We start from the raw sequence: 26,089 nt of genomic DNA, 5'->3' as shown, positions 1-26,089 counted from the left end.
CGCGATGCCTTCCCACGACGAACCCCTCAACCCGCCGATGCCCGGAAACGACCGCACGCAGTTCATGCCGCGTCCCGGTGGCCGCTCGCCGCAACCCGCTGCTCAAGCGAATCCGGCGCCGCCGCCACTGTCCGTGCCCGCTGCGCCGTTGCCGTTGGGGCAGGCGCAAGGTTTGAACCCGCTTGAAGCCGCTGCCGGTCCGTTGCTGGCGCTGCTCACCCGTCTGCGCAGCACCATCGCCCACCCCGCGCCCGCGAGTCTGCGGGCACAGCTGTTGGGTTATCTGCGCCAGTTCGAAGAGCGCGCCGAGGCAGCAGGCGTCGTCCGCAATGAAGTGCTGCTTGCGCGCTACGCCCTCTGCACCGCACTGGATGAAGCCGTTCTCAGCACGCCGTGGGGCAGCACCAGCGAGTGGGGCAAACAGAGTCTGCTGATCACGGTGCACAACGAATCCTGGGGCGGTGAAAAGGTCTTCCAACTGCTGGAGCACTGCCTGCAAAGCCCCCGCGAGCGTCTGTATCTGCTGGAGCTTTTGTACCTGTGCATGTGCTTGGGATTCGAAGGCCGTTATCGGGTGATGAACGACGGTCGTAGCCAGTTGGAAGCGTTGCGTGAACGGACCAGCGCTGCGATTCGCACGGCCCGTGGGGAATTCGAGCGGGAGCTATCGCCTCATTGGCGCGGGCTGAGTGTTGTTCGTGACCGGCTCTCGCAGTTTGTGCCGCCTTGGGTCGGATTCGCGGTGGGGTTGGCGCTGTTGCTGATGCTGCTGTTTGGCCTGCGCCTCAAGCTGGCGTCCGACGCCGAACCGGTGTTCAAGCACATTCACGCGCTGGGCGAAATTCCGGTCCAGGCCATCACGCCCGCTGTCGTCCAGCCGAAAGTCATCGAACGGCCTCGTCTTGCGGGTTTTCTGGTGGAAGATATCAAGGCCAACCGGGTCGCCGTGGAGGATGCGGTGGATCGCTCGGTGGTGACGATTCGCGGAGACGAAATTTTCTCGTCGGGCAGCGCCACCATCGTTGACGATTTTCAGCCGCTGATGCTGCGCATCGCCGATGCCATTCGCAACGTCAAAGGCCAGGTGCGGGTTACCGGCCACAGCGACAACCGCCCCATCGCCACCCTGCGTTTTCCCTCCAACTGGGCGCTGTCCCAGGCACGGGCCGAACAGGTCCTGCACATACTGGCGGCCAAGACCGGCCAGCCTGAACGTTTTTCTGCCGAAGGGCGTAGCGACACCGAGCCTGTGACTTCCAACGCTACGGCCGAAGGGCGCGCGAAGAATCGCCGGGTTGAAATCACTGTGTTGGCGGAGGGGGTCGAGTGAAAGCGTTTGTCGGTTTTGTGATTCGCTGGGTCGTGCCAGTGCTCGGGCTGATCGCGCTGAGCCTGATCATCTGGTTCGTCGGGCCGGTGCTGGACGTGCTGGTGCCCGAAGGTCGGCGCTGGGCGTTGATCGTTCTGCTGTTCGCCATCTGGATCGCATGGCGGGTCTTTCGCACCGTTCAGGCCCGTCGCCACGCGGCGAACGTCATGGCGAGCCTGGCCGCGGAAACCGCGCCTGACCCTGCCAGCGTCGCCACTGCGGAAGAGTTGGCCACCTTGCGTCAACGCATGGACGAAGCCCTCACGCTCCTGAAAAAAGCGCGCTTGGGCGGGGATGAACGTCGCAACCTCTACGAGCTGCCGTGGTACGTGATCATCGGCCCGCCGGGTTCGGGCAAGACCACCGCGCTGGTCAATTCCGGGCTGCATTTTCCGCTGGCCGCACAGATGGGCGCGGGCGCGATTCGAGGCGTGGGCGGCACGCGCAATTGCGACTGGTGGTTCACCGACGAGGCCGTTCTGCTCGATACCGCAGGCCGCTACACCACGCAAGACAGCCACGCTCAAGTCGACAAAGCAGCCTGGCTGGGCTTTCTCGACCTGCTGAAGAACCAGCGCGCCCGTCGCCCCATCGACGGCGCATTCATCGCCATCAGCCTGTCTGATCTGCTGCTGGGCAGCGAGGCCGAGCGCGCTGCTCATGCGACGGCAATTCGTGCGCGGATTCAGGAGCTCTATAGTCAACTGGGCGTGCGCTTCCCGATTTACGTGATGCTGACCAAGCTCGACCTGGTGCCCGGCTTCATGGAGTTCTTCGATGCGTTGAGCAAGGAAGAGCGCGCGCAGGTCTGGGGCATGACCTTCGCCCTCGACGATGGCAAGCAGGTTGACGGCCCGCTGACGAATTTCCTCAGCGAATTTGCCCTATTGGAACAGCGTCTTAATGCTCGGCTGGTCGAGCGGTTGCAACAGGAGCGCGACCCGGCGCGACGGGATCTGATTTACGGCTTTCTTCAGCAATTCGGCGCGCTGAAAGAAACCCTGCAAGGCTTTCTCGAAGGCGTATTCAAGCCTAATGCGTTCGAAGACCGGGCGTTGCTGCGCGGGGTATATTTCACCAGCGGCACACAGGAAGGCAGCCCGATCGATCGGCTGATCGGCGCCATGGCCCAGAGCATGAGTCTGGACCGCCAGCACTTGGCACGCCAGACCGGCACGGGTCGCAGTTACTTCATTGAAAAACTGTTCACCGCCGTCGCCTTCGCCGAGCGCGGGTTGGTGGGTGTGAACCCGAAAGTCGAACGTCGTCGCAAATGGCTGACCCGTGGCGCGCTGGCGGCGACCGTTGCGGTGGTGTTGGTGGTCGGCACCTTGTGGGTGATCAGCTACCGCGCCAATCAGGCGTACATCGCGCAGGTCGATCAGAGAGTCGCACCTCTCGGCCAAAGCGTGCAGAGCCTGAGCCCTGCGCAGCGCGACGTATTGGCCGTACTGCCGCTGCTCAACGCCGTGCGTCATCTGGCGGGCGATCCTCCGGGCATGGCACAAGGTTTGGGGCTGTATCAGGGCGACATGCTGGAAGCCGAATCCGGCAGCGTGTACCGCAAACTGCTGATCGCAGTGTTCGCGCCGCGCCTGGTCACCCGAGTGGAAGAGCAATTGCGCAGCGGTGGCAGTTCGGACTTTCTCTATGAAGGTTTGAAGGCTTATCTGATGCTGGCTGACAGCGAGCATTACGACCCGGATTTCATCAAGGCGTGGGTCGCGCTGGATTGGGATCAAAGCCTGCCTCGCGATCTGCCGCCTGATCAGCGTCAGGCACTGGGCGAGCACTTGCAGGCATTGTTCGAACGTCATCCGCCTGATGCGCGTCTGGATCAACGGCTGATCGATGATTTACGTCGGCAATTGCAGCAACTGCCAGTGGCTCAGCGGGTCTACGACCGGGTCAAACGCCAGAAGCTGCCTGACAACGTGCCGGATTTTCGCCTGACCGACGCTGCGGGGCGTGATGCTGCACTGGTCTTCGCGCGCAAGAGCGGCAAGCCATTGGGCGAACCGCTGAGCGGCTTCTTCACGGCCAAGGGCTACCGCGAGGTGTTTCTGGCCACCAGCCTGAGCCAGGCCGGAACCCTGGCGGAAGAACAATGGGTCTTGGGGCTGGATCGTGCCGATCAACAGAACGTCGCCAGCCTCGCCGGCGATGTCCGCCGTTTGTACTTTCAGGATTACCAGCGTCAGTGGGATGCGTTGCTGGCTGACATTGATTTTGTGCCGATCACCAGCGTGGCGCAGGCGGCTGACGTGTTGCGGGTGATTTCCGGGCCGACCTCGCCGTTGAAAAAACTGCTGGTGGCGGTGGCCAAGGAAACCGACCTGCAACAGGAAGACAAGCTGCTCGCCGATCAGGGCAAGAAAGTCGAGGGCGGTGTCGATCAGCTCAAGCAACGCTTGGGCTCGATCCTGGGTCAGGAACAGGTCAGTCAGGCAGCCGCGCCTGCCGCTGTTGAAGATCCGGTGAGCGCGCACTTCGCTGAACTCAACGCGTTTGTCACGAAGGGAGAGGGTGAACCGGCAGCTGTCGATGGCCTGCTCGCGGACATGAACGCGCTGTACGTTCAGGTCAGCGCGATGGTCGGTGCCAGTGGCGATGCGTTGTTGGGCGAAGCGAAAAACTCCGCAAGCGCTGCGGCGACGCGAGTGAATCTGAACGCCGACCGGGAACCACCGGTGGTGCAGAGTCTGGTGAAGTCAGTCGTCAGTTCGACCACCAACACGATGATGGGCGGCGTGCGCAATCAGCTGAATGCGGCGTGGGTCAGCGATGTGGTGAACGTTTATCGCCAGTCCCTGAGCGGCCGTTACCCGCTCACACCGGGCAGCGCACGGGACGCCACGTTGGACGACTTCGGTCAGTTCTTCGGCGTGGGCGGAGTGATGGACAATTACTTCCGCAAATACCTTCAGCCCTATGTCGACACTTCGGCTTCAAGCTGGCGCTGGCAACCGGGCGCCGCGCAGAAGCTGGGCATCAACGCCTCGGTCTTGCAGACCTTCCAGCGCGCAGCCGCGATTCGTGATGCCTTCTTCCGTTCCGGTGGCGTGCAGCCGACCGTGCGTTTCGAGCTGAAACCTGTCGCGATGGACGCTTCAGTCACCCAGTTCCTGCTGGACCTCGACGGGCAGCAGATCAGCTACGACCACGGCCCCAGCCGCCCCGTCGCCATGCAATGGCCGAACCCCGGCAGCATCGGCGTGGTGCGCCTGTCGATCTCGCCGCCTGCGGCCAATGGTCGTTCCGGCATCACACTCGATGGTCCTTGGGCGTGGTTCCGTTTGCTGGAGCAATCGGACCTCGTCGCCGGTGGATCGCCCGACCGCTTCAACCTGCGATTGCGGGTCGACAACGCCAGCATTTCCTACGAGCTGCGCGCCAACAGCGCGTTCAACCCTTTCAAAAGCCGTGTGTTGAGCGGTTTCAGCCTGCCGGAGCGGTTATGACGACGCTGGGTTTTTACGGCAAGTTGGCCAGTCGTGGCGATTTTGTCAGCCGCGGATTGCCGCAGAGCTTCATCAAACCCTGGGACGCGTGGCTGGCGGCGGGGTTGCAGGTCAGTCAGCAGCAGCTCGGCGAAGACTGGCTCAACGCTTATCTGGTCAGCCCGTTGTGGCGTTTTGCGCTGGCGGCGGGTGTATGTGGGCCAGATGCGGTCGTCGGCGTGTTGATGCCGAGCATTGATCGGGTCGGACGGTATTTCCCGCTGACGATGGCGCAGACGCTTGAACCCGACCAATCGCTGGCGGCGCTCACCGCTGCGCCAGACGCGTGGTTTGACCAGGTCGAAACACTGCTGCTGGGGACGCTGGAAGAGGGTGCGGACTTTTCAGTTTTTGATGACCGCGCGTCCACGCTCGGCTTCCTGCCCACCATACACCGCGAGTCCATCAGCCGCTTTGCCGGCTTGCAGCGCACCAGCGCGAACGACCCGGATAGCCGCCATCGGATGCTGGCCGAGTTGGCCTGTGAGGGCGCGAGCCTGTGGTGGGGCAAAGGGTCCGAGCGTATTGCGCCGGGATTAATGCGCTGTCAGGGCTTGCCCGATCCGGCCGAATTCGGCAGCTACCTGCTGGGACAAGGAGCGTCGATCTAGATGCCTGCATTACCCCAAAACCCTCTTTTGCGCTCAGCCAGCAAGACCCATGTCGGCATGGTGCGGCAGATCAACGAAGACGCCTTTCTCGAATTACCGGAAAACGGTCTGTGGGCCATCGCCGATGGCATGGGCGGTCACGCGGCTGGGGATTACGTCGCCAGCCTGATCGTCGACAGCTTGCGCCGTTCCCTACTCTTCACGCCGCTCTCGCTCTACTCCGACGGTATTCGCACGACCCTGGCTGAAGTGAACGCCGCCGTACGTGAAGAAACTCGCCGTCGTGGCCTGATCATGATGGGCAGCACCGTCGTGGCGCTTTTAGTACAGGGCGATCAAGGCGTGTGCTTGTGGGCCGGTGACAGCCGACTTTATCGCCTGCGCGACGGCGAATTGCAGGGCCTTTCCCGCGACCACAGCTACGTGCAGGACTTGCAGGACAGCGGCTTACTCAGCGAAGCGGAAGCGCGGGTGCATCCGCGCGGCAACATCATCACCCGCGCCATTGGCGTCGAGGACTCGCTGGACCTGGCCATGATCAACCTCGACATCCTGCCCGGCGACACCTACCTGCTGTGCAGCGATGGCCTGAACAAAATCGTCGAAGACCATGAGATCCGCGACGTACTCGCCCACCCCGACCCTTGGCAAGTGGTTCGCAGCCTCGTGCACTTGGGACTGACCCGGGGCGCCCCCGACAACATCACGGCCATCGTCGTCAAGGCTGCCTGAAGACAGATATGGACATACAGATTCCCGGATTCGACATAGAAGGTGAGATTGGCGAAGGCGCCATGGCCACCGTCTATCTCGCCACCCAACGCTCGCTGGAGCGCAAGGTCGCTTTGAAAATCATGGCGGCAGCGCTGGCGGCCGACGCCACGTTCTGCGAGCGTTTTTTGCGCGAAGGCAAAACCCTGGCGCGCCTGTCGCACCCGCACACGGTCACCATCCACGACATCGGCAATGTCGGCGCGCTGTATTACATGGCCATGGAATACCTGCCCAACGGCACGCTGAAAGAACGCGTTGCGGCGGGCATGAGTGCCGAACAGGGCCTGACCTACATTCGCCAGATCGCCTCGGCGCTGGGCTATGCCCACGCGCAGGGGTTGGTGCACCGCGATGTGAAGCCCGCCAACATCCTGTTCCGCGCCAATGGCTCGGCGGTGTTGTCGGACTTCGGCATCGCCAAATCGCTGGACGACCGCACACAGTTCACCCAAGCCGGTTTCGCCGTCGGCACCCCGAGTTACATGAGTCCCGAACAGGCGCGCGGGCTGGAAATCGACGGTCGCGCTGACCTCTATGCGCTGGGTGTCGTGCTTTACGAAATGCTGGTCGGAAAGCTGCCTTACAACGGTACCGATGCGCTCTCGACAGCGCTCGCGCACCTGACCGAGCCACTGCCGGAACTGCCGATTCATCACGGGCGTTATCAGCACATCCTCACCAAATTGCTGGCCAAGGATCGCGATGACCGGTTCTCCGACGCCGCCGAGCTGATCGCCGCGCTGGATAACCTGCCGCCTGACAACATCGACGCGACGCAGATTCGTGTCTTGCCGCTGCCGCCAGCGGACTTGCACGTCGAGCCTGCGCCGAAAACCGATTTGGCTGGCCTGACGCCTGTCTCTATCGAAATACCCGATTTGCCTCCGCAGCAGCCTGAACCACCGGTGAGACCCATGCCTGCGGGCGAAGCGTCGAGTCAGTCCGGACAGCGCAAAGGTCCCGTGCTGGCTTTGCTGGGCGTGGCGATTGCGGCAGCACTGGGATTGGGTCTTGGCGGGTATTGGTGGTTGAGCGACGGCAAGCCTGTGGTGGCTTCAACCGCAACCGCTTCAACGATCCCTGCTACTAAGCCGCCTGTCGCCAGCCCAACACAGACGTCCCCTGCATCGCCTGAAAAAACACCTGTCACACCCCCTGCACAAGCCTCAGTGGTGGAGGCTGATGGTGGGGATCGCCCATTGTTGATGGCGAACAAAAAAACGCTGTTCCAGCGTGTGCTAAGCAAACCGGGTGCGAAGTTTTCCGCAGACGCCGGGACAATGGGCGATCAAGCGCTCCCAGCGTTTTCGGTGCTGTACGTCTATCAGCGCAAAACCGTGAATGGTAGCGAGTGGCTGCGCGTCGGCGCGAGCAGTGACGGTCATAGCGAAGGCTGGCTGCCAGCGGATCAAGTCAGCGACTGGAAGCAAAGTCTGGTGCTGAAATTCAGCGAACGCTCAGGACGCGCTCCGGCGATGTTCATGCGTGAGCCAAAGCAACTGGAGAAGCTGCTGAATGACCCTGCGGCCGCGAAAAAACTGCTGCTGGATGCGCAGAAAAACGCCGACGCCAGCCATCAAGTGCTGGCGCTGGAACCCGCAGCGAGTGCAGTGCCGCAGAACCAGTTCTACCTGCTGCCGATCTTCGACGCCAAAGAGACCTTTGATCAGAACGGTCAGCCGGTCCAACTGCTGAACGTCGCCTCCATCGATCCCGGCAACACCCCGCAACGCACGGCCTCGGGTGAGCAGATCAAGACGGTTGCCAGCAAAGACGCCTTCCGCACCGGGGTGGTGCTGGTGGTGGACACGTCGGTGTCGATGCAGCCCTACATTGATCAGGTGCGTGATGTGGTCGCCGAGTTGCAAAACCAGATCGGCAAGCGCGGCGAGCTGGATAACGTCAGCTTCGGGCTGGTGGGCTTTCGCAATAACGTCAGCAAGACGCCGGGCCTGGAATACCTGAGCAAGACATTGGTCACGCTGGAGCAAGGCCGCGACCCGCAGCGCTTTCTGGAGCTGGCGCGGCAGGTCAAGGCCACCCACGTTTCGAGCCACTCCTTCAACGAAGATGCCTTCGCCGGAGTGATGCAGGCGGTCAATGGCATGGACTGGTCGGGGTACGGCGGACGCCTGATTCTGCTGGTCAGCGACGCCGGTTCCCTGCGCAAGAATGACCCTTACAGCAGTACGCAGATGAACGAGGCTGAAGTGCGGCAGGCCGCGCTGGGCAAGCAGATCAAGATCTACGCGCTGCACCTCAAAACCGATGCGGGCAAGAAAAACCACGCTTTCGCCGAACAGCAATACCGCACGCTGACGGCCGACGCGAACCCGCAGATTGGCGATTTGTACGTGCCCGTGCCGGGCGGCGATGTGCAGAAATTCGGTGACCGCGTGGCCGAGATCGGCTCCGTCTTCGCCGATCTGGTGCATCAGGTGCGCAGCAATCAACCCCAGGTCGCGCCAACGCTTCCAGCGGCCCCGACTGTCGCCGACAAATCGGCCGCCATCGGCTACGCGATGCGCATGGACTTCCTCGGTCAGCAGACCGGCGTGCGCGCGCCGCAACTGGTCAGCGCCTGGACGGCAGACCGCGACCTCACCAACCCGACGCTTCCCGAGTTTCAGGTGTGCGTGATGCTCAGCAAATTGCAGCTCAATGACCTTCAGCAATCGCTGAAACTGATCGTCGATGCCGCGCGTAAAACCCAAAGCTCACCCAAGGACTTCTTTCAGGAAATTGCCAGCGCCAGCGCCTACATGAGCCGCGATCCGTCAGCCTTGCGCAAGGGCGGCAACCTCGCGCAGAGCGGGGTGCTGGGCGAGTATCTGGACGGCCTGCCGTATCGCAGCAAATCCCTGAGCATGACCCAGGATCTGTGGTTGTCGCTGAGCGTGGCCGAACAGGAAGATTTTATCGACGAGCTGGATTCGAAAATTCGCCTCTACGAGACCTTCCACAACGATCTGGCGAATTGGGTCCGTTTCGGCGACGCCGAGCCGGGTGATGCGCTGTACCGCGTTCCGTTGTCGACGCTGCCGTGATGATGAGTCTGCGAGACGTGCGCAAGACGCGAGGCGAAGGCAGCCAGCGTTACAGTCTGGTGATTCCGCGACTGGAGTTGGCGGCGGGCAGGCAGTTTGCGTTGGTCGGCCCCAGCGGGTCCGGCAAAAGCACCGTCCTCGACCTGCTGGCGCTGGTTCTCTCGCCCGATGCGGCGCAGCGGTTTGATTTCGTCAGCGAGCGGGGGCATGTCGATGTCTCCGGGCTGTGGCGTGAGGCGCAACAGAATCAGCTGGCGCAGCTGCGCAGTCAGCAGATTGGCTATGTGCTGCAAACCGGTGGACTGCTGGGCTACCTCGATGTTCGAAGCAACATCAACCTACCGCGTCAATTGCTGGGGCTGGCCGACGACGGCTCAGTCGAACGATTGGCCGCGCAGTTGGAAGTGAGCGAACACTTGCACAAAAAGCCCCACACGCTCTCTGTCGGGCAGCGGCAACGGGTCAGCTGCGCCCGGGCGTTGGCTCATCATCCGCACTTGCTGCTCGCCGATGAACCCACGGCTTCGCTCGACCCGCTGAACGCCTTGCGTGTCATGCAATTGTTGTTGGGCCGCGTACGAGAGCAGGGCGCCTGCTGCGTGATCGCGACCCATGACGAAGGGCTGGCGCGTAATGCGGGTCTGCATCCACTGCGGATTGCGTGTTCACGTGATGACGATGGTGGCGTGACCGCAACGCTGGAGGACGCACGCTGATGCGTATGGCTCTGGTGATGTCGCTGGCCTGGCAGGATTTTCGCGCCGATTCGCGACTGTCGGCGTGTGCGGTGTTGGCGCTGGTCGCGGTTATCGCGCCCTTGCTCGTCCTGTTCGGGCTGAAGTTCGGACTGGTGGGCAGCCTCACCGAGCGCCTTGAACGTGACCCCACCGTGCGTGAAGTGATCCCCATGGGCGGCGGTCGTTTCAATGCCGAATTCATCAATGCGTTGGCGAAACGTCCGGACGTGGCATTCGCGTTACCTCGCACTCGGCAGATTGCGGCGACGGCGGACCTGTCGATGCCTGCGCAAGATTCAGTGCTCAATGTCGAAATGATCCCCACTGCCGTGGGCGATCCGCTGCTGGGCACTGCCTTGGCGCCGAACGAACTGGACCGCGTACTGCTGACCCAGACCGCGGCGGAAAAGCTCGGCGCCAAAGCCGGGGATTGGTTGGACGCCACCTTCACCCGTCAGGTCGCAGGACAACCACAGGCCCAGCACACCCGATTGCAGGTCACGGGGATCTTGCCGCTTGAGGCGTTTGGCCGTGATGGAATCTTCACCTCCCTCGCCCTGTTGGAGGCTGTGGAAGATTACCGCGACGGGCGCGCCGTGGAGGCCATGGGCTGGGCGGGCGAGAGGCCCGAAACCGTTCAAACGCGCGTATTTCCAGCGTTTCGGCTTTACGCCCGCAACCTGACTGACGTCGAACCGCTGCGTGTGTATTTCGCTGAGCAGCACCTGTTGGTGTCGACTCAGGCACAGACCATCGCTCAGGTTCAGTCCCTTAGCCGCAACCTCACGCTGGTCTTCTGGATCATTGCTGCGCTCGCGGTCGCCGGTGCCATCGCCGCGGTGTTCGCCGGGTCCTTGGCGTCGGTCGAGCGCAAGCGTCGCGAGCTGTCGGTGCTGCGCTTGATTGGTTTCAGCACCGGCGCGCTGTTGCTGTTCGTCGTCCTGCAAGCGATCTACAGCGGGGTGCTGGCCGCGATCATCAGCTTTGCGCTCTACGGCTTGGCCGAGCGCGGCCTCAACCATCTGTTCGTGCAGGTGCCGGGCGAATACGCCAGCCATCTGCTGATACGTCATTACTGCGTGGCCCTGCTGGCGGTGCTCGGTGCCAGTGCGATGGCGGCGGCATTGGGTGGCTGGCGTGTGGCGCGCATCGAAGCTTCGGAAGGAATACGCGATGTTTAAGTGGTGCAGCGCGTTCAACATAAGGGCCGCCGCAATGATCTGCGCGTGCCTCGGCCTGTCTTCGGGACTGCTGGCAGCCGACGAAAACACGCTGGATAACCCCAAACCCTTGGCCGACGATGTGGTGCTGCCGTTGCCGTGCGATGGCGAGATGGTGTTCCGCTACGTCTATGTGTTGGCCCAAGGCACGCTGGACGATCGCGAAGTCAGCCTCGGCTACCCGTTCAGCGAGGGCGAGGCGGGGTATAAGCAGTCGTTCATTTCCGGTTACCGGCGTGACTTCATCAACGGCCAGTTCACCCTCAACGACCTGCCCGGCGACTGGCGCAAGAGCATCAGCCCGCAGTTGCCGAAGACCGACGCTGCCACGCCGCTTAAGCCGATGCTGTATTTCATCGGTAAGTACGAAGTCACGGCTCGACAATATGCCCAGGTGATGTCACAGGCTCAGTCCTTGGCCAGTGGCGAGCCGGGCCCCGCCTGTGAGGCGCCGGAAGGCATGGCGGGCCGCTTGCCCAAGGTCAAGCTGTCGCGCTTCGAAGCCGAACGTTTTTCGGCGGTTTACAGCGCCTGGCTGATGAAATATCACCGCGATCTGCTGCCCGTCAGCGGACGGGGAAAAACCGAAGATGACGGCGGCGTAGGTTTCGTGCGCCTGCCGACGGAGGTCGAGTGGGAATACGCTGCCCGTGGTGCTCAGGCCGTCAGCCGTCAGGAGCTTGAAGGCCGGTTGTTTCCACGTCGCGTCGAAGGCAGCGAAACGGACGGCCCGCTGGGCGACTGGGCAGTCTTCAACCAGGTCGCGGGCGGCACCGGACAGGCCGCACGCCTCATGCCCATCGGGACCAAGTTGCCCAACCCCATCGGCTTGTTCGACGTGATCGGCAACGCTGCGGAAATGGTTCAAGAGTCATTCCAGCTCGTGCACGCAGGACGGCGCCAAGGGGCGTACGGCGGCTTCGTGGCCAAGGGCGGCAATTACCTGGAAGGCGAGGGCACGCTGTTCACGGGCATGCGCCGCGAGTACCCGCTGTTCGCCGCCGACGGCACCGAGCAAAGCAACGAAACCACCGGGTTCCGAGTCGCCATTGGGGCGCTGTCTGCCCCGCGCTCCCGCTATAAAGAGCTGTTCGAGCAATGGCAGAAAGAAGGGCGACTGGCCTCGTTGACCGACGCCATCGACGACGCCCAAGACCCGACCAAGCGCCTCGACACCATCATCGCCGCCAGCACCGACCCTCGCCTGCAAGCCGAACTGGGGCTGGTCAACGAAGAGCTCAAGCGCAACGTCTCACTCATCGCCCAACAACGCGAAGAAGCAGCCGGCAACCTGATCCAGTCCTCGGCCCTCGTCGCTGAAACCATCAACAACTACAACATTCGCCTCACCAATCTGCGCAAGAGCCAAAAACAGGCCGCCGATGCCAAGGATGAAGCCAGCGCCAAGCTGTTCGCAGTGGCCATCGAAAACGGCAGCAGTGCGCTGGACGGGGCCGTCGCCATCTACATCGACAACCTTGCCACCGGCACGCGCTACACCGACGCGGTGATTCAGGCGCAGTTCCAGCGGGTCAAGGAAGAACTCAATCGCAAACCGGTGCTGGGCAAGAGCCTGGTCGCCCGCGCCACGTTATTCGTTCGCCATGTGAGCAACTACCGCCAGCAAAACCGCGCGGACCCACAAGCGATTCTGAAGGAATTGCTCGCTTCGACCGCTCAACCATGACGGTCGTTGTCCAGCGAGCTTAAAGGGAGTCCGGACGGTCATTCGCCTCCGGCGTTGTAAAACCAAAAAAGAGAGCATCACCATGCAGTTATCCCGTAACCCTGCTGTTAACACTGTGGTTTCGAACTCCAAATGCCGTGGGCTGTTGTTGGTCGCCGCAGGATTTGGCTTCGTACTGATGGCGGGATGCGCCAACTCGCCTGTGTCCAAGGTCGGCGCCAGCACCAAGGTCGAGTACTACCCGACGTGCTACGAGCCGGTGCAGCACTTGCGTCAGACTGACTCTGATGTAAGCAAATCCGTGATCGGCGGGGCTGCTGTGGGGGCGCTGGGCGGCGCATTGGCCGGGGCCTTGGTCGGCAACTCCCAAGACCGCGCGCGCAACGTCGCCATTGGCGTCGCCGGTGGTGCTTTGGTAGGTGGCGCGGCTGGCTATTACACCGAGAAACAAAAACAGATCACCGACGACAACCAGCGCATCGGCTCCTACGCCACCGATATCGACAAGAGCGCCGCCGACATCGACCGCAGCGTCGGTTACGCCAAAGCGTCGCAGACGTGCTATCAGGGCGAGTTCACCAAACTCCTCTCCGCGCGCAAAGCCAAGACCATGAACGACATCGAAGGCCGCAAGCGTCTGGCTGAAATCGTTGCAGGCCTCAAAGAGTCCAACGACCTGATCACCGCCGTAAACGGCCGCACCGGTGAAAACCTCGACAACTACACCCAAGCGTACGAAAAAGACCTGCAAACCGTAGGCGTTCAACGCGCCGACGTGGCCACCGTCGCGGCTGCAGACACCACTCCTGTCACCCCTGTAACCAGCAAAAAGAAAGCACCGGCGAAGAAAAAACTGCCAACCGTACCTCAAGAAGCAGTTGCCACCGAGAAGACCATCCAGGACGCAAAAACCAAACAGGCCGCAGGCCAGCAGGTCGCCGCGACCGGCCAGTCCCAAGTCAACGCCATGTGCAAAAACCCGGACCTCGGCGACTGGGCACCGGTGCCTTGCCCGAATGTTTGATTAGTTTGGGGTAAGTGAGTGACAAAAAGCCGGCCCTTCTTAGAGAGTGGGGCCGGTTTTTTTATTGACCTGTTTCAGGACGGGACAGCGCCCACAAAAAAGCCCGCGCATCGGCGGGCTTCTTTATAAAGCGGGTCCCGGTCTGCTGTGCATGACTCAGGATCGAAGATGGCGCACCTGGCGGGATTCGAACCCACGACCCCTGCCTTCGGAGGGCAGTACTCTATCCAGCTGAGCTACAGGTGCAACGCGGGCGCCATGATACCCATCTCGGTCCAAAGCGTCCATTGCATTGACTTACCGTTTGTTTCGCCCTGACAAATGACCCTCGGGGCGTGGCCGTTCTGGTCATGCGCGGCCAGATTAACCCACTACCTTCCGCCTTCAGCGGTATCTATGTACCGCATATCCCAGTGCGCCAGCTGCTTCCTTGACGGTCTTTCAATCAGCAAGGACTTTCAGGATGGCGATCGACCTCGAACACTTTGAACGCAGTCTGCATTCGATGGCGGATGCGCGGGCGGTGATGGCGAAGGCACGTGGCTATTTAGAGGCGTGGCCTGATCTTTATAAGCTGGCGCGCAAGACGGCGGGTGAGTACCTGCTCAAGCACACCGGCAAGCCGCTGGACCCGGATCGGGTGTGGTGGAACGTGTTCGACGGTGCAGCCAGCGCGCCGACGTTTACCGGTTGGCGTCACAGCGGGCCGCCTAAACAGTCGATGACGTTCACGCAGTTGCTTATTCACCGTTTCAACGACGGTTTTCAGGTCGCCCCCGATGTGTTGCCGGTTTATGGCGGTTTCTATAACCGAAGCAGCGGGGCTCGTGAATACGGTCAGCACAATGAGGTTCCGCTCGAACCGGGCAAGGTGATGGGCGATTTGTGGGCGATGGATTTTGCGTCGCTTCTGGCGCAGCGCACTGAACGCTTCTGGCGTGAACATGGCGATGATTTTGCGCTGCTGGCGAAAGTGCGGCTCCTCGCGAGTCTTGATGAGGCGGTAAATCAAGGCGCGCTGTTGGCTTCCGACCGTCAGCGCCTGCGCGCGTGGCTGAGAGTAGGGCAAGGCGGTGTGACGCTGACGCAACTCCAAATGCCGACGCCTGCCCACGCGTTCCACATTCGGCATTACCTCGCAACGGGTGGGGGGCATCTGATCACATTGCGTGCTGACGATGGCCGCACCGTGTTGTATTGCCCTGGTACCGAGTGGCTGCCGCGCGCGTTCGCCAACCACGGCGATCTGGTGCATTGGCTGAGCCGTCAGCTTCGCTCGCGTGAAGCCTTTGATGCGCTGTTTCGCGTACATCAGCAGTCAGGCGCTGAGGCTCATCAGCAGGCGATGAGCAACCTGTTGAAGCGGTTTGGGCCCGCGGAAGCGCCGGCCTGGCCATTCGGGGTAGGTCGGCGGGTGACGGGCGATCTGTTTGCCGAAATGCGGGATTGGGCCAAGACGGATCTTGCCGTCAGCCACACGATGGCCGTCAGTAACGCCGATTTGCGCAAGTCGCTCTGGCGCGGGTATCTCGGAGCATTTCTTGGGGTGTTCGGAGGTTTTGCCGTATTGGCGTGGCCGCTGGGACTGGTGGTGCTGGGAGCGGGCGTGGCGCGCCTGTCGCTGGACATTGACGCAGCGGTGCGCGCTCGGTCTGTGGTCGAGCGCACGCAGGCGGTCATCTCGGCGGTGGCGGACACGGTCGCTGCGGTGTTCTCGATCATTGATGTCGGGCTGGGCGTCAAGGCGCTGCATTTTCAGGCCCCGCCCCATGAGCGGCTAATCGCCACTCGGGTGTTAGAGCCAACTGACCGGTTGAATGACGAGCTGGAGAGTCTGGACGGCAATCGCATCGTTCCAGAGCCGATGACCACGCCGGGAATGCTTGATGGCGTTAGCATCGATGATGACGGTTCGACCTGGATCGAGATGAACGACCTGACCCTCCGGGTTAGGCACAGCCCCGAGGCCGAGGGATGGTTGGCGGTGGATGATGACGATCCGTACGCCTTCCTGCCGAACACCCGGATGCAAGTGGTGACCGATTTCATGTGGACGCCGCTCGAAGTCGCCCAGCCCGAACTGGCGGTGTCCGGCCAATTGGAAACGGTTGCTTCGGGATTCTGGGACACCTACATGCAGGCTAACTATGAGTCGCACTGGGAGATGTCGCAGGCGTTGCTCGAACGCCAGCGCGAAACGTTATCCACAATCGCGCTGCCCAGCCCTTCGATGAGCAATCCGTTGTTGGAGAACCCGCGGCAGTTTCGTTATCTGCTCAAGGACGACAAGCCGTTTTACACCTGGGTCGACGAGGAATACTTCAACAATGATCTGGTCGCTGCGTACACCGATGAGTTGACGCAGGCCAACGGCGTGTTCCGCCATGGCGTGGAGATCGACAATGAGATGGTCGCTTACCTGAATGACCTGTTCGATTCGCTGGAGCAGTTGCCCCGCAGCGAAGCCGTGCGTTTATGGCGCGGGGGCAGTGGTGCGCGAGCGACCGGCGGCGGGCAGTTCCGTAATGGAGAGCTAACCGTGGGCGACGTACTGGTCACCACGGACATTACGTCGTTTACGGAAAACCCCTACGCGTTACGCGATTTTGTAGCACCGAAGCAGGTAAAAGGGTTGAAGCGGGTCAACGTCTTCGACGACACCTCGGTGGTCTATGAACTGATTGGCAAGGGCATGAACAGTGGCGTTCCCATCGGGCCAATGTCGCTGAGCACCGCAGAGGCGGAGGTCGTGTTCACCCCCGGTCGCTATCTGCGCATCGAATCTGTGCGAGAAGTGCGAGGAGAGCACTATCACTTCGTCAGGGTAAGGCTGCGTGAAGTGGACAAACCGGATGTAGGCACTGTCTATGACTTGCGTACGGGGGAACCCTTCGACCGTGTGGCGTATGTCAACCGCGTGCGGCATGCATCGTTGGTCGAGCGGTTCTTTCCCGCTGCCCAGTGGCCTTGATGAGGACCCACTGATCCGGAACGTTTCGTAAATCGGGCGCGTTTGTTCTTTTTTTCGAACACCCTATTGTCCTTTGTTGTTCTTGAACCTAGGATTCGTTTGAGATTTCAAACGCTCCCGTTCGGTCACCCGCGCTTTTCGCGATCCGTGCGTGCGGGGCCCGGCGAATGTTTTCCTGACGGCAGCCTCGGCAGAGGCGCCTTTGAACAATCAATAATTCGCTCCGCCTTGCGCGGTGCTGTTTAGGAGGCCGACATGCAGCTCAAAGATTCGAAGTTGTTCCGCCAGCAGGCGTACATCAATGGCGCCTGGGCCGATGCCGACAGCGGCCAGACCATCAAGGTAAACAATCCGTCGAACAACGAGATTCTCGGCACCGTGCCGAAAATGGGCGCTGCCGAAACCCGCCGTGCCATCGAAGCTGCCGACAAGGCGCTGCCCGCCTGGCGTGCACTGACCGCCAAAGAGCGTGGCGCCAAGCTGCGTCGCTGGTTCGAGCTGATGATCGAAAACCAGGACGACCTCGGTCGCCTGATGACTCTGGAGCAGGGCAAGCCGCTGGCCGAAGCCAAGGGCGAAATCGCTTACGCGGCATCCTTCATCGAGTGGTTCTCCGAAGAAGCCAAGCGTATTTATGGCGATGTCATTCCGGGCCACCAGCCTGACAAACGCCTGATCGTGCTGAAGCAGCCAATCGGCGTGACCGCTGCGATCACCCCGTGGAACTTCCCGGCTGCGATGATCACCCGCAAAGCCGGCCCTGCGCTGGCCGCCGGTTGCACCATGGTCCTCAAACCTGCTTCGCAAACCCCTTACTCCGCACTGGCGCTGGCTGAACTGGCCGAGCGAGCGGGCATTCCCGCTGGCGTGTTCAGCGTCGTCACCGGCAGCGCGGGCGACATCGGTTCCGAGCTGACCAGCAACCCGATCGTGCGCAAACTGTCGTTCACCGGCTCGACCGAAATCGGGCGTCAGTTGATGGCCGAATGTGCCCACGACATCAAAAAAGTCTCGCTGGAACTGGGCGGCAACGCGCCATTCATCGTGTTCGACGACGCGGACCTGGATAAGGCCGTCGAAGGCGCGATCATCTCCAAATACCGCAACAACGGTCAGACCTGCGTCTGCGCCAACCGCATCTATGTGCAGGATTCGGTCTACGACGCGTTCGCCGAGAAACTGCAGGCGGCAGTCGCCAAGTTGAAAGTCGGCGACGGCCTGGCTGAGGGCACCACCACTGGCCCGTTGATCGACGAAAAAGCGGTCGCCAAGGTCAAGGAGCACATCGCTGATGCGCTGGGCAAAGGCGCGAAAGTGCTGAGCGGTGGCAACAGCCTGGAAGGCAACTTCTTCGAACCGACTATTCTGGTCAACGTGTCCAAAGACGCAGCCGTGGCCAAGGAAGAAACCTTTGGCCCGTTGGCGCCACTGTTCCGCTTCAAAGACGAAGCTGAAGTGATCGCCATGGCCAACGACACCGAGTTCGGTCTGGCGTCGTACTTCTACGCCCAGAACATGAGCCGCGTGTTCCGTGTGGCCGAAGCGCTGGAGTACGGCATGGTAGGCATCAACACCGGCCTGATTTCCAATGAAGTCGCGCCATTTGGCGGTGTGAAGGCCTCGGGCCTGGGTCGTGAAGGCTCGAAATACGGTATCGAAGATTATCTGGAAATCAAATACCTCTGCCTCTCTGTTTAAGGCAGCGATATCCGACCCGCGCAGCGCGAGAGCGACGTTGCGCGGGTGTTTGTAGCAGCAAAACCCATTCGCTGGCCGGGAGGCCGCGGCAGTCGATCATCGTATGCTGCCGCTGTTGACCCCCGCCGCTTTATCCTTGAACCACGCCGCCCGATGAGCGGTGAATGAGGAAGACATGAGCAAAACAAACGCATCCTTGATGAAACGCCGTGAAGCCGCTGTACCCCGTGGCGTTGGCCAAATTCACCCGATCTTCGCCGAATCCGCGAAGAACGCTACCGTAACTGACGTTGAAGGTCGTGAGTTTATCGACTTCGCCGGCGGTATCGCTGTGCTGAACACCGGTCACCTGCACCCGAAAATCGTCGCTGCCGTTCAAGAGCAATTGACCAAGCTGACTCACACCTGCTTCCAGGTATTGGCGTACGAGCCCTACGTTGAGCTGTGCGAAAAAATAAACGCCAAGGTCCCAGGCAATTTCGACAAGAAAACCCTGCTGGTCACCACCGGCTCCGAAGCCGTAGAGAACGCCGTCAAGATTGCCCGCGCTGCCACTGGCCGTGCTGGCGTGATCGCATTCACCGGCGCGTACCACGGCCGCACCATGATGACCCTGGGTCTGACCGGTAAAGTCGTGCCGTACTCGGCTGGCATGGGCCTGATGCCAGGTGGCATCTTCCGCGCCATCTACCCGAACGAACTGCACGGCGTGAGCGTTGACGACTCCATCGCCAGCATCGAGCGCATCTTCAAGAACGACGCCGAGCCAAAAGACATCGCCGCGATCATTATCGAGCCGGTGCAGGGCGAAGGCGGTTTCTACGTCGCGCCTAAAGCGTTCATGGCTCGCCTGCGCGAACTGTGCGACAAGCACGGCATCCTGCTGATCGCTGACGAAGTGCAGACCGGCGCTGGCCGTACCGGCACCTTCTTTGCCATGGAACAGATGGGCGTCACTGCCGACCTGACCACCTTCGCCAAATCCATCGCTGGCGGCTTCCCGCTCGCAGGCGTTTGCGGCAAGGCCGAATACATGGACGCTATCGCACCAGGTGGCTTGGGCGGCACCTACGCGGGTAGCCCGATTGCCTGCGCCGCTGCGTTGGCGGTGATGGACGTGTTCGAAGAAGAGCATCTGCTGGATCGCTGCAAAGCGGTTGGCGAGCGTCTGGTCACTGGTTTGAAAGCCATCCAGGCCAAGCACCCGGTCATCGGTGAAGTGCGTGCTCTAGGCGCAATGATTGCGGTCGAGTGCTTTGAAAACGGCGACACCCACAAGCCGAACGCGGCGGCTGTGGCGTCCGTCGTGGCCAAGGCTCGCGAGAAAGGTCTGATCCTGTTGTCGTGCGGCACCTACGGCAACGTTCTGCGCGTGCTGGTCCCGCTGACCTCGCCTGACGAGCAGTTGGACAAAGGCCTGAAGATCATCGAAGAGTGCTTCGCTGAGATCGCCTGATGCGTCCTTGAAAAGAGTCACATTGATCAAAATGTGACCACTTCGTCAGAAAAAACCTGCTTCGGCAGGTTTTTTCGTTTATTGACGTCAGAAAAGTCGCTTAAAACCTGTCTCGCACGCCGCTCTTTGACTAAGGTACGAAGACTGATGCCGGAGAGTCATGATGACCGTTGTAGAGGCACCTGCTGTTCCTCGTATTTTGATTGCCGAAAGCGATCCTTGGGCACGTGAGATGCTCAATGAGCTGGTTCTGGACGTGCGCTGCGACGCGCAACTGGATGTGTGCTCGGACGGCAAGCAGGCGGTGGAGCTGATGCGTGGCTACATCCCGGATCTGGTGATCGCCTCCCGAGAGCTTCCGGGCGTTGATGGCCTGACCCTGCTGCGTGGGGTGCGTCTCCTTAAGCGCCAGCCGCCAGTGCGTTTTATCCTGCTCAGCAACCGTAACGACAGTGCCAGCGTGCGCGAAGCCGTGCAGTTGGCGCCGACGGCCTATCTGACCAAGCCGCTGAACATCGAAAGCCTGCGTCAGCGGCTGGAAAATCTGTTGCTGAAGGACGGCGCACAGGTCGCCTGCGAGGTGCCCGCGCTGGCGCCTGGCGTCGGGCTGGATGCCTTTTTGGAAAAACGTCGAGAACTGGCGGACGGCGGCCCGTTGTACGTCGATGTGCGCGAAGCGCTGACTCGCTGTCGCACGCCTGCGGGCATCGACCTCAAACGTCTTGAACAAGAATTGACCGACGACCCTCACGTTACCGCGGTGTTGATTGCCGCGGCGAACAGCGCTTCGCAGCATCAAGGCAAGCCCCAGCAGACCCTCGGACAGGCACTGACCGTGCTGGGCGCGACTCAGAGCGCCAATTTGATTCAAGGGCTGGCGCTCAAGCGGGGCGCGATCCTGACGGACCCGTCGCTGATCATTCAGGCCAGCCAGGTGTGGGACGTTTCACGGCGAACAGCGGGATATGCGCGGATTCTGGCGCGCACATTGGATCTGGACCACGAGCGTTGCTATTGCGCGGGCTTGCTCAGAGGGTTGGGTGATCTGTCGGTGATTCGCTGCCTTCAGGAATGGCTACAGGCCGGAGGCGTGCTAGACGATGCGACCATCGCCCACGCGCTGGACCAATATGCGGCCGCATTCGGCTCGGCCCTGCGTACGCGCTGGCGTATTCCGTTGGAGCTGCGCGAATTGATCGCAGCGGTGTATCAGTACACCACCGGGGTCTACACCCGCGAAGTGCTGGCCATGAACCTGGCGGGGCAGATGGGCCGTCTCGGTCAGGAAGACCCGCTGGAGGCGCTGGCCAAGAGCAAATCGGCGCGGTTGCTGAAGGTCAACGCGTCCGATCTGGAGCGGGTGCGGAACAAGCTCGTCGCCTGATTCACTCTCAGAAGGCGCTTCCACACATCTGCGTCCGCGCCGCAAAGGCCGGCCATACTCGGGCTTAACTGTGGGAGCGAATTCATTCGCGAAAGATCGGGGGCCGCTGGAGATTTATCGCCTGTCTCGGCCTCTTCGCGAATGAATTCGCTCCCACAGGTATTTTTACGGCGACAGCGAGCGCTACACCAACACAATCTGATTCTTGCCCTGACGCTTGGCCTGATACATCGCCGCATCCGCGCGGGCGAAGAGGGCTTCGAGGCTCTGGTCGTTGCTGCCCAGGTTGGTCAGGCCCTGGCTGGCCGTGATGCCGAACGTTTTGTCATCCCGCTGAAAGCTCAGCCGTTGGATTTCCCGCTGCAGCCGCTCCGCGATCTGCTTGGCCATGTCCGGCGCGCAGCCAATGAACACCGCCGCGAACTCTTCCCCGCCAATGCGCCCGAACAGGTCGCCCCGACGCAGCGTCGTGCGGCCGCATTCGGCAATGCGCTGGAGCACGATGTCGCCTTCCTGGTGGCCGTAGGTGTCGTTGACCAGCTTGAAGTCATCCACGTCCAGCAGCAGAAACGCCATGGGCGTGCCTTGCAAACGGGCCTGTTCGAACTCGCGCTGGGCGCATTCGAAGAAATGGCGACGGTTGCTGCTTTGAGTGAGGACGTCGGTGGTGGCCAAGCGTTGCAGCTCGTCTTCAAGCTGCTTCTTCTCAGTGATGTCTTCCGCGATGCCCACCACGACCAGACGCTGCCCGTGCTCGGCCTGATGGCTGACGAAGCATTTGTCGCTCAGCCAACGAACCTGGCCGTCGGCTCGGATGATCCGGTATTCGCGGTCTTCAATGGAGCCCTTTTCCAGCACTTCACTCAGGCTGCGCTCGGCGTAGTCGAGGTCATCCGGATAAATGCTGTCGCGCCATTCGTTGTAATCGGCCAGCAGCAGGCCAGCCGAACGACCAAAGATGCGCTCGTAGGCGGGGCTGACGTAGATCATGCGCTGGGTTTGCCAGTCGAATGCCCAGAGTACGGCGTTGACACTCACCAGCAGCGAGCTGAACAGCTGTTCACGTTCGCTCAGTCGGGCAACTTCCGCTTGGGCGTGCATCAGCGCCAGAAGGGTTTCTGCTGTGGCGGGTGTGTCGATAGAAGGCGTCTGGTTGTCCATGAGCACTGCATCTCAATATAAGGTGCGGCGCACAGCCACAACATGTCACACAGCATAGTGCGAAGGTGATAATGAGATCGGCGTAGTGGCACGAAGTTCCGACGGGCGCCCATCCGGATGGATGGGCGCCGATAAGCGGCCTAAACGTGAGAGGGGCGTAGCGAGTAGGTTTTCAGCTGGTCTGCGAAGTCGCGCAGGGACTGGATGCCGCTGGCTTCCGCTTCGTGGACCCAGTCTTTGATGGCGGCGAGCATGTCGTGGCCGTTGCTGCTGGTGCGGGCCCAGATCTGCTGCAACGCGAGGCGTTTTTCGTAGATCACTTTCAGCGCCTGGCTATGTTCCAGCATGGTCTGGATGCGCACTTGGTGCTTGTCTTCCAGCAGGCTGGTTTCGCGAGACAGCAGCCGTTTGGCCCGGCGGAACTGATGACGGACCGACTCGTCGGCCTTGGCAAGTTCCTGCTTGACCAGCGGCGCGATCACCAGCTTGCGGTACTGCGCCATGATCTGGAACCGGTTGTTGAGGATGGCCATGGCGGTGTCCATGTCCACGTGCCCTTTGCCCGCGACCCGGTGGGCAATCGGCGCCACGCGCTGAACCTTGGCCAGACGCAGCCAGCAGAACACTTTGATCCACGCCCAGCCCATGTCGAACTCCCAACGCTTGACCGACAGCTTGGCCGAGTTCGGATAGGTGTGGTGATTGTTGTGCAGCTCTTCGCCGCCGATCAGGATGCCCCATGGCACCAGATTGGTCGCGGCATCCCGGCATTCGAAATTGCGATAGCCGACCGCATGACCCAGGCCGTTGACCACGCCAGCGGCCCACACCGGAATCCACATCATCTGGATCGCCCAGACGGTGATGCCGATGACACCGAACAGCGCAAGGTCAAGGACGCCCATGATCGCCACGCCCAAAAGCGGGTAGCGCGAGTAAAGGTTGCGCTCGATCCAGTCTTCCGGGCAGTTCTTGCCGTAAATGCGCAGTGTCTCGGGATTTTCTGCCTCGGCGCGGTACAACTCGGCGCCTTTGCGCAAGACCGTAGACAGGCCTTTGATGACCGGGCTGTGCGGGTCATCTTCGGTTTCGCATTTGGCGTGATGCTTGCGGTGGATGGCCGTCCACTCGCGGGTGTTCTGCGCCGTGGTCAGCCACAGCCAGAAACGGAAAAAGTGCTTGAGCCCGGCGTTGAGTTCCAGCGAGCGGTGAGCAGAGTAGCGATGGAGATAAACCGTGACGCTGACGATGGTGACGTGAGTCATCGCCAGAATGACTGCGACCAATTGCCAGACGGACAGGTCGAGCAGACCGTTGTTCCACATAGGCTGAGTTGCCCTCGGTTGTAACGCATGCGGGGTGCAGGGCGGTGAACACCGACCCTGAGACGACAGCGCGCATTATCACTTAGCCACCAGATAAAACCAGTCGGTGTTTTAGATAAGCGTCGCAGGATGTTTCTTACTCTATAATCCCGTCCTTTCGTAAGGTTTCTGGTTTTCCATGTCAGTGATTACCCGAGATGCGCTCAAAACCGCGCTGTTGTATGGGCTGCTGTCGATTTTCTGGCTGGCGTTCACCGACTACGTGCTCCCGCTTTTGATCGAAGATTCGGTTCAGTTGGCCCGTGCTCAACTGATGAGCGGTTATGCCTGGCTGGCAATGAGTGCGCTATGCGTCTACTTCGCACGATTCCGGCTGCTGAGCTTCATGGGCGTCAAGGCCCGCCAACGCCGAAAAGAGGACATTCAACGCTTGCGTCTGGCGGCAGCGGTCTTCGACAGCACACTGGAAGGGGTGCTGGTGACCGATGCCAAGGGCGTGATCGTTCACGTGAACCGCGCCTTCATGGAAATCACGGGCTATCAGCAAGACGAAGTGCTGGGCCTGACGCCGCAGAAGTTCAAGTCCGGGCGGCACGGCCCCGAATTCTACGCGCGCATGTACAAGACCATTTCCAGCGCGGGCCAGTGGAGTGGCGAGATCTGGAACCGGCGCAAAAGTGGCGAAATTTACCCGCAATGGCAAAGCATTCGTTCTATCAAGGATGATCAGGGCGCCATTACGCATTACGTCGCGGTGTTTTCCGACATCACCTCCATCAAGCATTCCGAGCGTGAATTGGTCCACCTGGCCCATTACGACGCACTGACTGAACTGCCCAACCGCTTGCTGTTCAGCGACCGGGCCGAGCAAGCGCTCACCCATGCTCGGCGCAAGAAAGAAAATCTGGCGCTGCTTTTGATCGATCTGGACCACTTCCAGCACATCAACGACAGCCTCGGGCACAACCTGGGTGATGAAGTACTCAAGGCGGTGGGTGAACGGTTGGCGAGTTTTCTGGAGAAGGGCCTCACGCTGGCACGCTTGGGTGGGGACGAGTTCGCCGTATTGGTCGAGAACCCGAATCAAGCTGTGCAGGCGGCAGAACTGGCGCAAGGCATTCTCGACGGGATGCGCGAACCGTTCGTCATCGACGGCCAGCCGCTGTTTCTCTCGGCGAGTATCGGCATCAGCATTTTTCCCCACGACGCGATTAGCGCCGAGCAATTGTTGCGCAACGCCGATGCCGCGCTGTTTCTTGCCAAAAGCCAAGGGCGTGAACGCTACGCCCTGTACACCGAAGAACTCACGGCGCGCGCCCAGCGTCGAGTCGAGCTGGCGGTTGAATTGCGGCAGGCGATCGTGCAGAACGAACTGCGCGTGTTCTATCAGCCGATCCACAATCTGCGCACCCGCCGCATCGAGGGCGTCGAGGCGCTGGTGCGTTGGCAGCATCCGCAGCGCGGGATGGTCTCGCCCGGCGACTTCATTCCCGTTGCCGAACAAAGCGGACTGATCGCGGAGATCGACAACTGGGTGCTGACCGAAGCCTGTCGGCAAATGCGCCAGTGGCTCAAGGACGGAGTGGCCCTGTCGTTTGTGGCGGTCAACGTGTCCAGCCGCCTGTTCGGCCGCGGCGATCTGGATCGGAGGGTCGCTCAGGTGCTGCATGAAACCGGGCTGGCGCCGGGTTATCTGGAGCTTGAAGTGACTGAAAGCGCGATCATGGACGATCCTGAACAGGCCATTGAACAAATGCATCGTTTGCGTGAACTGGGCCTCAAGCTGTCTATCGACGATTTCGGCACGGGGTATTCGTCGCTGCTACGACTCAAGCGGATGCCGGTGCAGAAGCTGAAAATCGATCAGGGATTTGTTGCGGGCCTTCCGGAAGATGAAGACGACATCGCCATCGTTCACGCGGTCATCGCGCTGGCCCAAGCCATGGGCATGCGGGTGTTGGCTGAAGGTATCGAGCAGGCCGATCAGGCAAATTTTCTGCTGAACAGCGAATGCGAGTTGGGCCAGGGCTACTGGTTTGCCCGGCCTATGCCTGCGGCTCAGATCGATTGGCAGCATGCGCCGGTGTTTGCGTTGAGCTGACATTCCGGTAGTCAGGCATCGACC

16 protein-coding genes and 1 tRNA gene are annotated in these 26,089 nt (G+C 61.2%); 14 read left to right on the top strand and 3 right to left on the bottom strand.

What is annotated here, in order from left to right; all coding sequences use genetic code 11:
* Positions 1-4 precede the first annotated feature (4 nt).
* The 9 genes from GVN17_RS13990 to tagQ all read left to right on the top strand — a co-directional run bounded on the left by GVN17_RS13990 (position 5) and on the right by tagQ (position 13,969).
* Positions 5-1,330, top strand: a complete 1,326-nt coding sequence (locus GVN17_RS13990; RefSeq protein WP_166595849.1) for a DotU family type VI secretion system protein — start codon at positions 5-7, stop codon at positions 1,328-1,330.
* Positions 1,327-4,830 (top strand): type VI secretion system membrane subunit TssM, encoded by a 3,504-nt coding sequence (gene tssM, locus GVN17_RS13985; protein ID WP_178115726.1) that lies wholly within the window; start codon positions 1,327-1,329, stop codon positions 4,828-4,830. Before GVN17_RS13990 ends, tssM begins: the two co-directional genes overlap by 4 nt.
* The gene (gene tagF / locus GVN17_RS13980; RefSeq protein ID WP_166595848.1) at positions 4,827-5,480 is read left to right on the top strand and encodes a type VI secretion system-associated protein TagF; all 654 of its coding nucleotides are present in this window, start codon (positions 4,827-4,829) and stop codon (positions 5,478-5,480) included. Before tssM ends, tagF begins: the two co-directional genes overlap by 4 nt.
* The gene (locus GVN17_RS13975; RefSeq protein ID WP_166595847.1) at positions 5,481-6,212 is read left to right on the top strand and encodes a PP2C family serine/threonine-protein phosphatase; all 732 of its coding nucleotides are present in this window, start codon (positions 5,481-5,483) and stop codon (positions 6,210-6,212) included.
* Between the two features lie 8 nt (positions 6,213-6,220).
* Complete coding sequence (locus tag GVN17_RS13970) at positions 6,221-9,301, top strand: serine/threonine-protein kinase (protein WP_166595846.1); 3,081 nt, start codon at positions 6,221-6,223, stop codon at positions 9,299-9,301.
* Positions 9,301-10,017, top strand: a complete 717-nt coding sequence (locus GVN17_RS13965) for an ABC transporter ATP-binding protein (RefSeq protein WP_166595845.1) — start codon at positions 9,301-9,303, stop codon at positions 10,015-10,017. The genes GVN17_RS13970 and GVN17_RS13965 overlap by 1 nt, the downstream gene beginning before the upstream one ends.
* On the top strand, positions 10,017-11,219 hold the full coding sequence (locus GVN17_RS13960) for an ABC transporter permease (RefSeq protein ID WP_166595844.1): 1,203 nt from the start codon (positions 10,017-10,019) through the stop codon (positions 11,217-11,219). The genes GVN17_RS13965 and GVN17_RS13960 overlap by 1 nt, the downstream gene beginning before the upstream one ends.
* A gap of 34 nt (positions 11,220-11,253) precedes the next feature.
* Positions 11,254-12,945 (top strand): SUMF1/EgtB/PvdO family nonheme iron enzyme, encoded by a 1,692-nt coding sequence (locus GVN17_RS13955; RefSeq protein ID WP_166595900.1) that lies wholly within the window; start codon positions 11,254-11,256, stop codon positions 12,943-12,945.
* Between the two features lie 82 nt (positions 12,946-13,027).
* Positions 13,028-13,969: a type VI secretion system-associated lipoprotein TagQ gene (gene tagQ, locus GVN17_RS13950; protein ID WP_166595843.1), complete on the top strand. Its 942-nt coding sequence runs from the start codon at positions 13,028-13,030 to the stop codon at positions 13,967-13,969.
* 169 nt (positions 13,970-14,138) lie between these two features.
* Here the strand turns inward: tagQ and GVN17_RS13945 are convergent.
* A tRNA-Arg gene (locus tag GVN17_RS13945) sits at positions 14,139-14,215 on the bottom strand.
* Between the two features lie 217 nt (positions 14,216-14,432).
* Here GVN17_RS13945 and GVN17_RS13940 point away from each other — a divergent pair.
* The 4 genes from GVN17_RS13940 (at position 14,433) to GVN17_RS13925 (ending at position 21,478) form a co-directional block, all read left to right on the top strand.
* Entirely contained in the window at positions 14,433-16,940 is a 2,508-nt protein-coding gene (locus tag GVN17_RS13940; protein WP_166595842.1) for a dermonecrotic toxin domain-containing protein, read from the top strand.
* 255 nt (positions 16,941-17,195) lie between these two features.
* Positions 17,196-18,638 (top strand): NADP-dependent succinate-semialdehyde dehydrogenase, encoded by a 1,443-nt coding sequence (gabD, locus tag GVN17_RS13935; RefSeq protein ID WP_166595841.1) that lies wholly within the window; start codon positions 17,196-17,198, stop codon positions 18,636-18,638.
* Positions 18,639-18,813: 175 nt separating this feature from the next.
* Complete coding sequence (gene gabT, locus GVN17_RS13930; protein ID WP_166595840.1) at positions 18,814-20,094, top strand: 4-aminobutyrate--2-oxoglutarate transaminase; 1,281 nt, start codon at positions 18,814-18,816, stop codon at positions 20,092-20,094.
* Between the two features lie 163 nt (positions 20,095-20,257).
* Positions 20,258-21,478 carry an HDOD domain-containing protein gene (locus GVN17_RS13925; RefSeq protein WP_166595899.1) on the top strand — a complete coding sequence of 407 codons (1,221 nt, stop codon included), beginning with the start codon at positions 20,258-20,260 and terminating at the stop codon, positions 21,476-21,478.
* A gap of 183 nt (positions 21,479-21,661) precedes the next feature.
* Here the strand turns inward: GVN17_RS13925 and GVN17_RS13920 are convergent, their stop codons facing one another.
* Positions 21,662-22,639, bottom strand: a complete 978-nt coding sequence (locus tag GVN17_RS13920) for a sensor domain-containing diguanylate cyclase (protein WP_178115725.1) — start codon at positions 22,637-22,639, stop codon at positions 21,662-21,664.
* Positions 22,640-22,779: 140 nt separating this feature from the next.
* Entirely contained in the window at positions 22,780-23,964 is a 1,185-nt protein-coding gene (gene desA, locus GVN17_RS13915) for a delta-9 fatty acid desaturase DesA (RefSeq protein ID WP_166595839.1), read from the bottom strand.
* A gap of 178 nt (positions 23,965-24,142) precedes the next feature.
* Between desA and dibA the strand changes: the two genes are divergently transcribed.
* Positions 24,143-26,065, top strand: coding sequence for a phosphodiesterase DibA (gene dibA / locus GVN17_RS13910; protein ID WP_166595838.1), 1,923 nt, complete (start codon positions 24,143-24,145; stop codon positions 26,063-26,065).
* Positions 26,066-26,089 lie beyond the last annotated feature (24 nt).

It is taken from the genome of Pseudomonas sp. SLFW (assembly GCF_009905615.1).
Taxonomy (GTDB): Bacteria; Pseudomonadota; Gammaproteobacteria; order Pseudomonadales; family Pseudomonadaceae; genus Aquipseudomonas; species Aquipseudomonas bambusae.
This window is presented reverse-complemented; position numbering and strand designations above follow the sequence as displayed.

Excerpts from the sequence above, each read along its gene's own strand:
- GVN17_RS13990 (WP_166595849.1), top strand. The coding sequence starts at position 5 with ATGCCTTCCCACGACGAACCCCTCAACCCGCCGATGCCCGGAAACGAC.
- tagF (WP_166595848.1), top strand. The coding sequence starts at position 4,827 with ATGACGACGCTGGGTTTTTACGGCAAGTTGGCCAGTCGTGGCGATTTT.
- GVN17_RS13975 (WP_166595847.1), top strand. The coding sequence starts at position 5,481 with ATGCCTGCATTACCCCAAAACCCTCTTTTGCGCTCAGCCAGCAAGACC.
- GVN17_RS13970 (WP_166595846.1), top strand. The coding sequence starts at position 6,221 with ATGGACATACAGATTCCCGGATTCGACATAGAAGGTGAGATTGGCGAA.
- GVN17_RS13965 (WP_166595845.1), top strand. The coding sequence starts at position 9,301 with ATGATGAGTCTGCGAGACGTGCGCAAGACGCGAGGCGAAGGCAGCCAG.
- GVN17_RS13960 (WP_166595844.1), top strand. The coding sequence starts at position 10,017 with ATGCGTATGGCTCTGGTGATGTCGCTGGCCTGGCAGGATTTTCGCGCC.
- GVN17_RS13955 (WP_166595900.1), top strand. The coding sequence starts at position 11,254 with ATGATCTGCGCGTGCCTCGGCCTGTCTTCGGGACTGCTGGCAGCCGAC.
- tagQ (WP_166595843.1), top strand. The coding sequence starts at position 13,028 with ATGCAGTTATCCCGTAACCCTGCTGTTAACACTGTGGTTTCGAACTCC.
- GVN17_RS13940 (WP_166595842.1), top strand. The coding sequence starts at position 14,433 with ATGGCGATCGACCTCGAACACTTTGAACGCAGTCTGCATTCGATGGCG.
- gabD (WP_166595841.1), top strand. The coding sequence starts at position 17,196 with ATGCAGCTCAAAGATTCGAAGTTGTTCCGCCAGCAGGCGTACATCAAT.
- gabT (WP_166595840.1), top strand. The coding sequence starts at position 18,814 with ATGAGCAAAACAAACGCATCCTTGATGAAACGCCGTGAAGCCGCTGTA.
- GVN17_RS13925 (WP_166595899.1), top strand. The coding sequence starts at position 20,258 with ATGACCGTTGTAGAGGCACCTGCTGTTCCTCGTATTTTGATTGCCGAA.
- GVN17_RS13920 (WP_178115725.1), bottom strand. The coding sequence starts at position 22,639 with ATGGACAACCAGACGCCTTCTATCGACACACCCGCCACAGCAGAAACC.
- desA (WP_166595839.1), bottom strand. The coding sequence starts at position 23,964 with ATGTGGAACAACGGTCTGCTCGACCTGTCCGTCTGGCAATTGGTCGCA.
- dibA (WP_166595838.1), top strand. The coding sequence starts at position 24,143 with ATGTCAGTGATTACCCGAGATGCGCTCAAAACCGCGCTGTTGTATGGG.